At 49.7% G+C, this 13,012-nt stretch carries 11 protein-coding genes; 2 read left to right on the forward strand and 9 right to left on the reverse strand.

Annotation, left to right across the window (positions count from 1 at the left end):
• Nucleotides 1-1,442: 1,442 nt before the first annotated feature.
• On the reverse strand, nucleotides 1,443-1,712 hold the full coding sequence (locus tag BMZ51_RS20065; protein ID WP_068010314.1) for a hypothetical protein: 270 nt from the start codon (nucleotides 1,710-1,712) through the stop codon (nucleotides 1,443-1,445).
• 359 nt (nucleotides 1,713-2,071) lie between these two features.
• Between BMZ51_RS20065 and BMZ51_RS20070 the strand changes: the two genes are divergently transcribed.
• Nucleotides 2,072-2,482, forward strand: a complete 411-nt coding sequence (locus BMZ51_RS20070) for a DUF2147 domain-containing protein (RefSeq protein ID WP_068010316.1) — start codon at nucleotides 2,072-2,074, stop codon at nucleotides 2,480-2,482.
• 364 nt (nucleotides 2,483-2,846) lie between these two features.
• Here BMZ51_RS20070 and BMZ51_RS20075 read toward each other — a convergent pair whose 3' ends face one another.
• From BMZ51_RS20075 to BMZ51_RS20105, 7 genes are all read right to left on the reverse strand, one after another.
• The gene (locus tag BMZ51_RS20075; RefSeq protein ID WP_068010318.1) at nucleotides 2,847-3,299 is read right to left on the reverse strand and encodes a GNAT family N-acetyltransferase; all 453 of its coding nucleotides are present in this window, start codon (nucleotides 3,297-3,299) and stop codon (nucleotides 2,847-2,849) included.
• 118 nt (nucleotides 3,300-3,417) lie between these two features.
• The gene (locus BMZ51_RS20080) at nucleotides 3,418-4,977 is read right to left on the reverse strand and encodes an ArnT family glycosyltransferase (RefSeq protein ID WP_068010322.1); all 1,560 of its coding nucleotides are present in this window, start codon (nucleotides 4,975-4,977) and stop codon (nucleotides 3,418-3,420) included.
• A gap of 188 nt (nucleotides 4,978-5,165) precedes the next feature.
• On the reverse strand, nucleotides 5,166-6,917 hold the full coding sequence (mdoH, locus tag BMZ51_RS20085; protein WP_068010324.1) for a glucans biosynthesis glucosyltransferase MdoH: 1,752 nt from the start codon (nucleotides 6,915-6,917) through the stop codon (nucleotides 5,166-5,168).
• Nucleotides 6,918-6,920: 3 nt separating this feature from the next.
• Nucleotides 6,921-7,133 carry a hypothetical protein gene (locus BMZ51_RS20090; protein WP_068010326.1) on the reverse strand — a complete coding sequence of 71 codons (213 nt, stop codon included), beginning with the start codon at nucleotides 7,131-7,133 and terminating at the stop codon, nucleotides 6,921-6,923.
• Nucleotides 7,130-8,737, reverse strand: a complete 1,608-nt coding sequence (locus tag BMZ51_RS20095) for an OpgD/OpgG family glucan biosynthesis protein (RefSeq protein WP_068010329.1) — start codon at nucleotides 8,735-8,737, stop codon at nucleotides 7,130-7,132. The genes BMZ51_RS20090 and BMZ51_RS20095 overlap by 4 nt, the downstream gene beginning before the upstream one ends.
• Nucleotides 8,738-9,365: 628 nt before the next feature.
• Nucleotides 9,366-10,853, reverse strand: coding sequence for an Asp-tRNA(Asn)/Glu-tRNA(Gln) amidotransferase subunit GatB (gene gatB / locus BMZ51_RS20100; protein ID WP_068010331.1), 1,488 nt, complete (start codon nucleotides 10,851-10,853; stop codon nucleotides 9,366-9,368).
• Nucleotides 10,854-11,099: 246 nt separating this feature from the next.
• Nucleotides 11,100-11,399, reverse strand: coding sequence for a phosphatidylglycerophosphatase (locus BMZ51_RS20105; RefSeq protein WP_068010333.1), 300 nt, complete (start codon nucleotides 11,397-11,399; stop codon nucleotides 11,100-11,102).
• Between the two features lie 385 nt (nucleotides 11,400-11,784).
• On the opposite strand from BMZ51_RS20105, the gene BMZ51_RS20110 reads away from it, so the two are divergent.
• On the forward strand, nucleotides 11,785-12,042 hold the full coding sequence (locus BMZ51_RS20110) for a YjhX family toxin (RefSeq protein ID WP_068010335.1): 258 nt from the start codon (nucleotides 11,785-11,787) through the stop codon (nucleotides 12,040-12,042).
• A 108-nt stretch (nucleotides 12,043-12,150) separates the two neighbouring features.
• Here BMZ51_RS20110 and BMZ51_RS20115 read toward each other — a convergent pair whose 3' ends face one another.
• Nucleotides 12,151-12,966, reverse strand: a complete 816-nt coding sequence (locus BMZ51_RS20115; RefSeq protein ID WP_068010337.1) for an alpha/beta fold hydrolase — start codon at nucleotides 12,964-12,966, stop codon at nucleotides 12,151-12,153.
• Between the last annotated feature and the right edge of the window lie 46 nt (nucleotides 12,967-13,012).

The following is a 13,012-nucleotide window of genomic DNA, read 5'->3' on the forward strand; positions in this document are numbered from 1 at the left end:
ACAAAACCTTGAAAAGCCCCGTAATTCCTTCTGTTTTTTAACCGCTTGAGCCGCCCTGTGTGCGCCGCCCCGTTGGTGTGGAGCGGGTTATAGGCGGCACATCGCTAACCGTCAACACGCAATCTCCAAAAAAACAAAACTATCTGCAAAAAACTCAACTCAAACCCAAAATCCAGATTCATATATCAACAAACACACCCAAACCTGACCAAATACATACCCAAAATCCCGCAGAAAACAGCCAATTACACCCTTACACACACACCAATCCCTAACAAATCATCAATTTACACAGACACTGGGATAACATTGAACGCACCCACAAGCACCGGAGACAACTATTTGGTGGGAGCGCGAAGCGTGACTGAGGACAAGAGAGGCCACACCGCAGAACACGCAGGTACAACACGAAAGCCTCGCAAAGCCAGCTGGACCACCCATCATATAAGCAGCGCGATGGAACACCGAATGTGCTGCAAGGTTCAAAGGGTCAGTGGGACGCCTCCCATATATGAAAGGCACAGTGGCAAGCCAACATCTTCAGCAAAGCTCAGAAACTCAGAAACTCAGAAACTCAGAAACTCAGAAGAATGTAACGCATATAGGAGAGACAACACCAGGGCCCTGGGCGCCCTCGCCGGCTCAACACCTCGCAGGCATGTCGTACAAAGTGGAAGCCCATGCCCAAGTACGTCTCTAAGACGCGAGTGGGAAGCGCAAAACCAAGGCAACCCCGATCACCCAATAGCAACCTAGCGGCTGTCGCAAACCGGTTTTGCGTGGGTTTGTGAAACTTTGCGCGGAACTGCGTATTCCGACGTGGCTATGTAATCAAAGAGCCAAAACCAGCAGCACAAGCCGAAACCAACACGCACCCGGCTCAACACATAAGAAACCACCGCTCAACCAAACTTATGCCCCACCAACCAAAATCTATCCCCGCATGCCCAAGACATATCCCCGCCTCACAGCATGCAGCATCCGCCCCAACCGCTGCTCACTGAACCGAGCCTGCATCGAAAGCAAACGCCCTCACACTTTGACTCAAGGATGAGAGTCTTCCCGCCTCAACCCTTCAATTTGCACCAATACCAAAAGCTAGATCAATCTTAGGTATCGGGTCCTCACTACTAAGGATCCAAGGAGAACATTACGGGAATAGACCATGATCACATCCAACTTCATAGTCAGAACAGACCCAAGGTCGACTGGCCCATTGAGGCCATGCTCTTTGAAAACTAAATATCGCCCAAGCCAACACCTAGGCAGTCACCATGCCGTCCGCACCCGGTGAACGACCTTGCTGCAGCACTGGCCTTAGTCGCGGGCTTTCGACCTCTGAGCAAAGGTAGCAACAAAAACAACAATGGACGAGCATCACCGGCACTCAAATGTCCTTATTGAGCGCAATCCCGAAGAATATGCCCCAAACCGGTTCATATTCAATGCACGGAGAGCCAATCTCTGGCGGCACGTTGAGCCTCAGCTATCTCCATACCAGACATTTCCTGGGAAATTTCGCGGCGATAGCGCACCGCTTGCGCACTGCCGCGCATAGCGGCCAGGTTAAACCACTTATGTGCCTCTATCAAATTACAAGAGCCAGCTTTTCCAGAGGCAGCATCGAGGCCTCGTTGCAAAAGAGATTCCACTTCGAATGGATTTTGCTTCACATGCCGATGCATTACGCCATCAAACTGCAACACAGTCATTAAATCTCTCTCCTAAGACACAGTGAACGCTTGTGTATTTTTACCTATTCTCATCGGATACAAGAGGATGTCTCGCGCGCCCTCAAATTTAGGTCGATGTCACGCACTATTAGATTTTGACACTCTAAAAAGGCCGTTAAAAACCATGATTGAAACGAACAAAGGCGGCCCTAAACTGCTAATTTAAGTAGATCTTGCACGGTGTAAATCAGGGAATGTTATGCAGATCAATTTGAAGGGTTGCGCGAATCGAAGCTCTAAAGAAATTGTCCAGTTCGCTGATTGACTGTCTTGCACATTTCTACCCTTACGATAAGGTAAGGCCTTTATGAACAAGCTTAAGTGTTTTGGGAGGAACTATGAAAGCAATCATTTTAAAAGCATCACTTGCCGCAACTTTATCCATTGGCCTGACCACGTCTGCTCTGGCAGCAGATGCAGCTGGCACTTGGCTGCGGGCAAATGGCTCAGCAAAAATCAAAATTGCAAAGTGTGGCGGCGGCCTATGCGGCAATATTGTCTGGCTGAAGAAGCCGAGTAAAGACATACACAATAAAGACCCTAAGCTGCGTGGTCGTTCCTTGATTGGAACTCAGACCATCCTAGGCATGAAACCTAACGGCGACAGCAACTGGAAAGGCAAGATTTACAACGCCGAAGATGGCAAAACCTATTCAGGAAACTTGAAATTAGTTTCAGCCAACAAACTAAAAGTTGAAGGCTGCGTTATGGTTTTTTGTCGCGGTGAGACTTGGACCCGAACAAAATAAAGTTGCTGGAAAGCAACCACTCACCTGCTCACGCTGTTGAGCAGGTGGTTCGCAATCACGTTCTTACGTTCTACGCCTTCCCACTCATTCAAAAACTGCTTGATCATGGGCAAGGCACATACATAATCCGCCCCGCATATTATCAGGACACGCACCTCCCCAATAGTCTGGATAAACGGTTCGCCACTAACGCGACAAGCCTAACGCATTAAAGCCCCATATAAATGCGCATTGATCGGCTTAGCCGGGATGGGAACACCAGTCCCAAACCAAAGCACTCCAAACAGCATAAACACTCATCAGCCAATGATGAACTGACCTCTACACCTCTTTAAAATTCACTGTATTTCACACAGGTTGATGATCATAAAATCAGTTTAAAGCCCTCATGAGTAGGGACAAATCCATTGCTTGAGTAAAATCGGTGCGCATCCTCTCGCTCTTTGTGAGAAGTAAGCTGCACCATACAACAACCATTTGCACGCGCCAGCTCAACAGCAAAGGCAAGCATCTGTTTGCCGAGCCCTTTTCCGCGCATATCAGCGCGGGTATGCATACTCTCAATCTGTGCTCTTGCCATGCCATTAAAGGCCAGACCTTTCACATAGGTCAGTTGAAACGTTGCAACGCACACGCCCTCCTCCACCTCCCCCACATAAATGTCGGTATTCGGGCACATCTGAATATCCAAGAAGGCGGGCTCATACCGCCCAACCCCACCACTTTCCAAGTGAACACGCTGAGAAGAAGCTCCCCCGTTCATCATAGCAACAACAGATTCAAGATCTTCAGCCTGAGCAATACGTATCTTCAACATCAAAACACCAATAAAAACTGAGAACTAGCATCAAAAAACCAAGGCCAGCAACCCAGATAAAGTCACCGTCTTACAATGTTTTGTTCACAGAGCAATAGACAAGTAGGAACGGTCAACTCTAACGACAAATTGGAGAATCAAGCTGAACCAGTGCAACCCCGAATGTCGTTTTACGGAAATTCTCCCCTTTCCACAAATGAGGCCAACTCACTTCGATCTGATTTGAAGTTATTGTATTATCCGCGCCCGCTATCGCTTGGGCATCAAAACCACCTCTAACAAGTGCAGCGCGCATCTGATGCTTTGCACCATCATCACCCATATCCCATACAACGAAGCAGTTTTGTCTTTGCTGTGAGCTGGGCTGGAAACTTTGGATCACATGTCGTGCCTCGGGCATTACAGCGCGCAAATTCCCGCCTGTGTATTCATCTAGGGAAACAATCGTGGCCTTCGACATTTCAGGAAACCGCGCCTTAAGCTGCTCACCCAGACCTGCATAGGGCTTCATATGCCTGCAATAGCCACCACACATCCGTTTATCGGGCGCAAGAAACCCGGAAATACGAACCCCCACAACCACGCCAACCAACAGGATAAGAATACCGCTGTAGACCCGCAGTGACCTATCAGAATATCGCGCCTGCGAAATCACATAAAACACCACGAGTGGAAGCAAGAACAAAACCGGGTGCATATGCCTTTCTTTAATATATTGCGCCCCGCTGAGCAGAACACCAACGACTGCAAGCACAATTGAAATCAGTAGGACACGCAGAAGCAGCCTGCCGGTATCCTTCCTGCCAAATACCCACCTCTTTTTCTCGCTACTGCCAAAAAGTCCAGCGAAGAACACCAAACAAACCACGGGCAAGAAGGGAATGGAAAAACCAACAACACTCACGAACAATCGAAATTCGCCCGTAAGAACACGTGCAGTCCAGTTGCTATGGTCCCCCTCCCGCATAACATCCAAGGCAGAACCAACGAACACTCTATCGCCCAGCATCACCCAGAGGAGGTATGGAGAATAAAGCGCAAGAGCCACTAAACCGGCAACCACAAGTGACCCAAACCGTATTTGAGTACGCCAATACCTGTCACTCAGCGCGGCCAAAACCAGGGCAGCTGGAACCAGAGCATAGGAGTGTTTTGAAAGCATTCCCAACCCAACGGCAACCCCAAGGCCAACCGCAGCGCCAAAGTGCTTGGATTTTAACAACCAGATAAAACAACAGACCGATGCAGCAGACGTTGCCATGAGCACAGCTGTGTGTGTTACGCCCTCATGCAGGTTAAACCCGATCTGATAAAAAGCCACATAAGAAAAGACGGAAAGAGCTGCGAGCTTTTCACTGACGATCGCCTGCCTTGCAACTGCATACAAAAAAATCGCAAAACAAAACACCAGTGCGTACTTCAGAACCAGAAAGCTCCAAATCGTCGGCCCCAAAAACTTCTGCACGCCGTACAGCATCCACTCATAGAGCGGAGGTTGACGGACTTGGTAGCCAAGCTCTAGTTCCTGCACAAAGACATTTTCAAACATGTCATCAGTGCCCAGAGTTGCAGAGAAATAACCCCGCAAGACGAGGTGAAGCAGCAAGTACCCCGTTACAAGAACAAATACGCCCTCAGGTCGCCACCAAAACCGGGCAGCACCAGTTCCTTCCCTCATGAGCAAGTCCCCACAGGATACTCTTAAAACAAAACTCCAGACCACGAGGCATGCAAGAAAAACACATTACCCGTGCCAAGGGCCACCGGAGCGCCAGCTTAATTCGCGAAAGAAACAGCAGAAACAGTTAAGGCCACACCTCAGCTAATCAGCTGTTTGATGTGGCCCACAAAACACAAAAGCGACGCTTATACCTTAAGATCTGCGGAGTATTTTTCCACATGCTGGAGCAACTGTGTTGCGCCCATTTGGTCACAAGACAATACAAACCCTAGCCGTTCAGCGGCACGGGTGCCCACACTGCATGAACTTGCCCAGATAATAATTGGAGCTAACAACATAGGCAGCGTAACTGGCATCACCCAAAGCCACAGCGCAGTTTCGCTGATCCAACTTAGACCCATGCTCATGGCACCAATAACACTCACCCACCAAACTGAGCCCACACACTCCAGGAAGGAAAGTCTGCCCGCATCGCGATGCGCATTGGTCCAACCGCTGTCGCGGCCCATCAAAACCTCAAAAACCGAGCGGCACTGAAAGGCCATCAAAACCGGAGCAAACACAGCAGAGCTGATCAATTCGACAACCCCACCAAGCACGCTTTTTCGCGATGAAGTGTTCTCACCTACGAAAACCTCCTTCATAACAACAAGCGCTTTGGGCAACACCAGCAAAGCAACAACGCCAAAGAGCAACGCTGCTCCCTCATATGCCGCTGTAATCGGGATATGACCAAGAACCGGGAGGTTGTTATGGAAGGTATAGGCCTCCAAAACAGGCAGGTCCACAGGCGCAACTAAGCTCGCCAAAAGAAACGCGGCCCATACAGGAGAGCTGAGATACGACATGATACCAAGGGCAAGGGAGAACCGGCCCCAAGGCTTTAACGCACGCGCGCCGATAACCCGCGAGTGCTGCAAGTTTCCCTGGCACCAACGCCGGTCACGCGCAGCATACCCCAAGATATTCTCCGGCGCAGCCTCGTAGGAGCCGGTGATGCGAGGGTCACACTCCACCTGCCAGCCAGCTCGTGCCAGAAGCACCGCTTCAACACTGTCATGGCTGAGAATATGACCGCTAAAGGCTCTGGTGTCATCCAACTCTGGCAAACCACAACTGGAAGCGAACGCGCGCGTCCGGATGATGGCATTGTGCCCCCAAAATGGCCCGCATTCACCCTGCATCGCTGCTAAACCAAAAGCAAATGCTCGCCCGAACATGCCTGATGCAAACATAATACTGCGGCCAAAATAGCTCTTCAGGCCCACCAGCATGGGGATGGTTTGTAGCAGCCCAAGGTTTGGCTCTGCTTCCATACGCCCGACCATATGTATGAGCGTATCTGCGCGCATCAAGCTGTCTGCATCAAGCACCACCATGTAACGATAAGCCCCGCCGCAACGCTGAACAAACTCAGCCACATTGCCCGCCTTACGACCCTGATTATCAGATCTAAGGCGGTAGAATATTTCTTGCTCTGGGTAGCGCTCGACCAACTTACACAGCAGCTCACGCTCTTGCGCTACTATTTTCTCGTCACGGCTGTCAGACAGGACATGCCAATGGAACAGGTGGGCGGCGTTTTTTTCGCGCAGATCATCCATCATGGCAGCAAGGCGGCCACACACTTCCACAGCATCTTCATGATAGATCGGCATGAGAATTGCGGTGCGGGCAGTTGGCAGTGTTTTGGGGTCTGTATCAAGCACAACAACAGAGCCGCTGTAGAGCAAACCAAGCAAAACTGTTGCACCGCCCCAAGAGAGCCAAAGCGTGCTGACAAACAACAGCACGATGCGAATGACCTCGTAAATATTGAGGTGATCGGCACTCAGCGCGGCGAAAAAAAGCCCGGTGAAACTGAGTGACAGCGCCATGCAGAAGACAAAGGCTGCGGCGCGGCGGTGCCCTACCCCCTCGCGAAACGGCTTATCCATACCTTACCGCTCCGAGAAAAGGGAGATGACTCTCTGCAAACGCGCCCGTTTGGCCGGAAGCGCAGGAGAAGTGCGGCCAAACTGCAAGCGTCGACGCAGCACCGTAAGCCAGCTTTCACCACCGCAAAGGTCCTGCTCCGGCATGGCAAGCGGTGCAAACGGACCACTGCTCAGCTCAAACTGCGTCATAGGTAAATCAGTTCTTACAGGTTTCATGAGCCCCACCCCCACTGGTAAAGCCATTCTTCAGAAACTGCTCTTTCGCCGTCGCTCAACTGAAGGCGCAGCTCAACGGGAACCTCTAGATTATCACGCGAAACATCCAAAAACACGCGGTAAACGCCCAGCTCATCAATGTAACGCACATCTGTAAAGGTCACTTCGCCGTTTAAAGCAGCGTTTTGAATAAATGGCTTAGCGCGCTCAAGCCGCTCACCATTCAATCCGCTTTCAGCAAACAAAGAAGCATCAAAGTCCACCACGAACTTACGCAGCAAAGCATTCTCGTCAGACGCAGAATGACCAGCTTTGCCAGAGCGCGTTTGCGAAACAGGCATCAACACCTGTTCAGAGCGTCCAACCTCATCGCCCCAATACATCTTGTAGTGGAACGAGCGCTCATCACCCGCTTTTACAGCTTCATTGGGAGACCAGAAGGCCACAATGTTATCATTGATTTCTTGATCTGTCGGAATCTCTGCAAGCACAATGGCACCGGCACCCCAGTCACCCAAAGGTTTGATCCATAGGCTCGGCCTTTTATCGTACCTTGCTTCAAGATCCTGATAATGCTTCAGATCTTCATCTCGCTGCATCAACCCAAAACCAGATGGAGATCGCGCTGCAATAAAGGAGAGCTGAAGATTGCTCGGGTTGGAGAGTGGCCGCCAGGACGTTTTTCCATTAGCAAAACGCAGTTTCAATCCGTCACTGTCATGAACTTCCGGTCTGAAATCATCAAACCCGACACGGTCATTTTCACCGTACAGATACATTGAGGTCAAAGGCGCAATACCAAGCCGTTCCACGTCGCTACGAAAGAACAAATGTGCAGTCACATCCACTTCTGTCTGCTGGCCCGGCTTGAAAGTAAACTGATACGCCCCTGTCACACTCGGGCTATCAAGCTCAGCCCAAACAGTGACTTTTTCAGCACCTTCAACCGGCTTACCAAGGTAAAACGCCGTGAAGTTTGGAAACTCCTCAGGCTTGCCACTTGCCGTATCAATTGCAAGCGCGCGTGCAGAAAGCCCATAAACATTTCCCGCACCAAGCGCGCGGAAGTAGCTGGCGCCAAGAAACGCGACAATCTCATCCATCTGCCCTTCCACATTCAGCGGGTTCAGCAGCCGGAAGCCAGCAACACCGGGGAAGGCAACATCACTAAGCGATGCGCTTAGCTCGGTATCATGGTAGTCAAAGTCAGCAGCCTGAAACAAAAAAGGCTCAGCTGCGCCCTCTTCCACCTCATAAATTTTCAAAGGGTTTTTGAACAACCACCCTGGATGAAACGCATGAACTCTGAAGTTCTCCGTATCCATCCATTTACTGCGGTCTCGCTTATAGCCAATTTTCCGATATCCATCGTACTCCAATGCGGCCAGCGCATCCGGCAGTTCTGCGGTTGGTTCTTCATAGGCTTCGCGCGCCTGTGCCTTCATTTTTGCAACAAGTGCGCCAAAGCTAAACTTCATCGAGAGCTGAGAGCTTTCACTTGCAACAACAGCTGAAGTAGAAGCGATAGCTCCAAACCCTACACCAGAGCATATAACGCCAAATACGGCGATATTGAAAAGAAAACGACTTCGTTGATTAAGCAACGAGATGCCCCCAAGGTTTCAAGTACAACAAAGTGCAGTGTTCGCACACACTGCGCAATTATAAGTTTTAACAGAGCCTAGTTCACTGACCAGACAAGTCTACATAACGCCTGATCACCTGAAGTTTATCGTAGCGTAATAAGGCGGAGATGTGGTCGTGGCTAGGCGGAGAGATGATGATTCACAGCCAATATTAACCCTGTGAAATATCTATAACCCCTTATAATCACTAAGATATTAGAGGTAGCCGCGTTTAGAGACACGATTTAGCCACGCACTAACCCCAAACCAGCCAAAAGCGATGTGCTCAGGACAGTTTTACGTTGTTTGTTTCTAGAAGGATCTACGGACAAACGAACAGCTGCAAACCCTAAAAATATACGGAGAGCAGATCATTCCCTAAAAGATCATAGGTATCATGCATAAGTGGAATGCATACGAAGCCTGGATCAAATACATAAAAAAATTATTGGATTTTGCTTGCCAGCACTGATCCAAAAATGAGGAATGTGAAGCAAGGCAGCGCACATCCAAGCTCAGCAAAAAATATAAGACGGTCAGCCCAAATAAAAAAGGCCCACCTGCTTTCGCGGTGGGCCTTCAAACTCTTTAAAGATCGCAGGTCAGACTACTCCAAACCGATCTTAGCCTTCAGCATGTCAGATACAGCCTGTGGGTTTGCTTTACCTTTGGAGGCTTTCATCACCTGGCCAACAAACCAGCCAAGCATGCCAGGCTTTTCTTTCGCTTGCTCTGCTTTTTCTGGGTTGCCTGCAAGGATCTCGTCGACGATACCCTCAATAGCACCAAGGTCAGTCACCTGCTTCATGCCACGCTCTTCAACGATCTGAGCAGGATCACCACCCTCACTCCAAACAATCTCAAAGAGATCCTTCGCGATTTTACCAGAGATTGTGCCCGCTTTGATGAGATCGATGATCGAACCAAGCTGCGCTGAAGAAATTGGGCTGGACGTAACATCCAGGCCTTCTTTATTCAGGCGGCCAAACGTATCGTTGATCACCCAATTTGCAGCCAGTTTTGCATCACGACCCTTCGCAACTTCCTCAAAGAAGTCACAGGAAACACGTTCAGCAACAAGAATGTCAGCGTCGTATGGCGTCAGGCCGAAATCTTTAATGTAACGTGCCTTCTTTTCATCAGGCAGTTCCGGCAGGGTTGCAGCCAGCTCATCAACCAGGTCCTGAGAAAACTCAAGCGGCAACAGATCTGGGTCTGGGAAGTAACGGTAATCATGCGCTTCTTCTTTGGAGCGCATGGAACGGGTCTCACCTTTAACGCTATCAAACAGGCGCGTTTCCTGATCGATCTCGCCGCCATCTTCCAAAACACCGATCTGGCGACGGGCTTCATATTCGATAGCCTGCCCAACAAAGCGGATGGAGTTGACGTTTTTAATTTCACAGCGAGTACCAAACTCACCGCCAGGCTTGCGAACAGAAACGTTCACGTCAGCGCGCATGGAACCCTGGTCCATGTTGCCATCACACGTACCAAGATAACGCAGGATAGTGCGCAGCTTGGTCAGGTAGGCCTTCGCTTCATCAGCACAGCGGATGTCTGGCTTGGAAACGATTTCCATCAAGGCAACGCCGGAGCGGTTCAGGTCTACAAACGACATGGTCGGGTGCTGATCATGCAAGGATTTACCAGCATCCTGCTCAAGGTGAAGGCGTTCCACACCCACTTCAACCTGCTCGCCACTCTTCATATCAAGATGAATAATGCCTTCGCCAACGATTGGCTGTTTGAACTGGGAAATCTGGTAGCCCTGAGGCAAATCCGGGTAGAAGTAGTTTTTGCGGTCAAAAACAGACTTCAGGTTGATCTCTGCTTTAAGACCAAGACCGGTTTTAATAGCCTGGCGGACACACTCTTCGTTGATAACAGGCAGCATGCCCGGCATCGCAGCATCAACCAAACTCACATTATTATTCGGATCGCTGCCAAAGCTGGTGGAAGCGCCAGAGAAAAGCTTGGATTGGGAGGTCACTTGAGCGTGAACTTCCATGCCAATTACAATTTCCCAGTCGCCCGTTGCGCCCTTGATGAATTTCTTCGGATCCGGCGTGCGCGTATCGACAAGCAGCGTCATGCGATCAATATCCTGTGTTCGTATAGGTCTCCTGCCAAATTAATTGCACATGCAAAAAACCAAGCAATAAAGACCACCTTAATTCTCAATGGTGTTGGGTAGCCCCTCATCTGCGTGAAGGCAAGCCATTCTTAGCGCGTTTTTCCGCCAACCAGCCTAAATTTCGGGGAGAAGCTTGAAGAAACACAAATCCGCTCGTTAATTGAGCACACTGAACACAAAACGAGCTGGATCTGAGCTAACGAATTATCGATTACGCTCGCGTCGTTTAGCGCCAATCTTCATAGCAATAGCACTTACAACGATGCCTGTTGCAAAGCGAAATGGGAACAGAGCCAAAGGACCGACCTCAGGATTCCATGGCATCGGAATACCAATAAGTTTCAAGCCACCTTCCAAAAACAGGCTCAAGGCAGCAGCTGCAAAACCGGCAATAAAGATTTTAGCCTTCTGGTTTGCATAATACCCCATGTAAGCAGCAATGAGGATTGCAAACGGGTTCAGCAAACCCGACCCTAAAAGAATTACAGAAATATCGTCAGTCATTCGTCCGCCCTGTGCTGGGTCCCAGCATTATCGAGATTTCGCCACGAGCTCCAATCCGTCTCAATCTGAGCTCTACGCCCAACCAAGTAGATCCTACAGAACACAATAACAAGGCGGTTAAGGCCTGCTCTACGTATTTTTGCGAAAGAAGCGTAACCGAGGGTGCATCAAAAACACGCGGCACTGTTGCACACTTGCTATAGCCGCCTGCGGAAAAGAACGATATAAAGCCCCTCACTATTTGAATGGAGTTTTTATGCCAGCTCAACAAGAGACCCGGTAGAGCCCTGTCAACGATAGACAGGGCATGCACAATTTAAACATCCTGACTGACTGCATGGGCAGGCAGACGGGAAACGTGCATCTATAAAACTCAAAGAAATCAATGGATATTTCAAAAGCTGAACAGCGCATTTTACATGTGCTGGCGCAAGGCGGCTGCATTGAGTTGCGCCGTGACGAAGATGGTACCCTGGAAGAAATGAATTGCGTCACCCGCGATGGGTGGTACTACGCCGGTCTTTCTGAATTTATTTTCAGAAAACTGAAATACCGACGCATGATCTCCTCCAAAGGAGGTCGACCTTACCGCATCACCAAGCTGGGCCTTACACGCGTTCGAAGCCAGCTCGACAATCGCTAAAAAATAAGACCCCGCAGCCAATAATGGCTGCGGGTCAGCTCAAACCGCCTAACCAATTAGCTTCAATAAAAATGTACCAGCTTGAACGGAAGTGCGCGGTTAACACTACTAACTTCTCATCTGTTTCAAAACAGCAGCCACAATTGCCTCAGGTCTATCTTCCTGAACCAGATGGCCTGCACGAGCAATTGGAATACAAGCCCGGTTTGAAAGGATACCCGCTAAAACCTCACCCCTCTCAATGGGAATCCAGTCATCGCGCTCCCCCCAAAGCACCGTAACCGGGCACTCTATTCGATCATATAGTGCTTGAACTTCATCCGTATATTTTTGATCCATCTGAGCAATTTGCCGGTAAAATGCCGCCTGACCAACAGGACCTCTCCACGGCGAGCAATATATTTCAAGTGCTTCCTCAGAGAGCTTAGTATAAGCGGCAGTTTGCAGATAAGCACGCAGCATTGCTTGGTGCATATATTCGGGCATCCCTGAGAATGCCGCTGCATGAGCGCGTGCATGCTGAACCAGCGCAGAACCCCACGGAGCAAGAGCAACAACATCAAAAATCGTCAACGAATTATATCGCAACCCATCCAGATAATAGGCTCGCAATGCTGTAGCACCACCAAAGTCATGAGCCAGCACATCAGGACGCTCAAGCCCCCACTCCTGAACAAGTGCAGCCAAAACCCTATTTTGGATACCAAGAGAAACATCTTGCCCCTCCCGCATCTCGGATTGCCCATAGCCCACCAGGTCGAAATAATAGATGGTTCTTTGATCCGCCAGATGTGGAATAATTCTACGCCAAACCTGCGAAGAAAAAGGCGTGCCATGAATGGCGACCAGCGCAGGACCATCGCCAATCTTGCCCCAGCGCACAGCATTGCCGTTGATAAATGATGTATTTGTAAGTTCCAGCATTGCAAATCTCACATTGACTTTTAGCTAAATGACTATATGAATAAAC

Source organism: Pseudovibrio axinellae (assembly GCF_900110875.1).
In the GTDB taxonomy this organism is placed as follows: Bacteria; Pseudomonadota; Alphaproteobacteria; order Rhizobiales; family Stappiaceae; genus Pseudovibrio; species Pseudovibrio axinellae.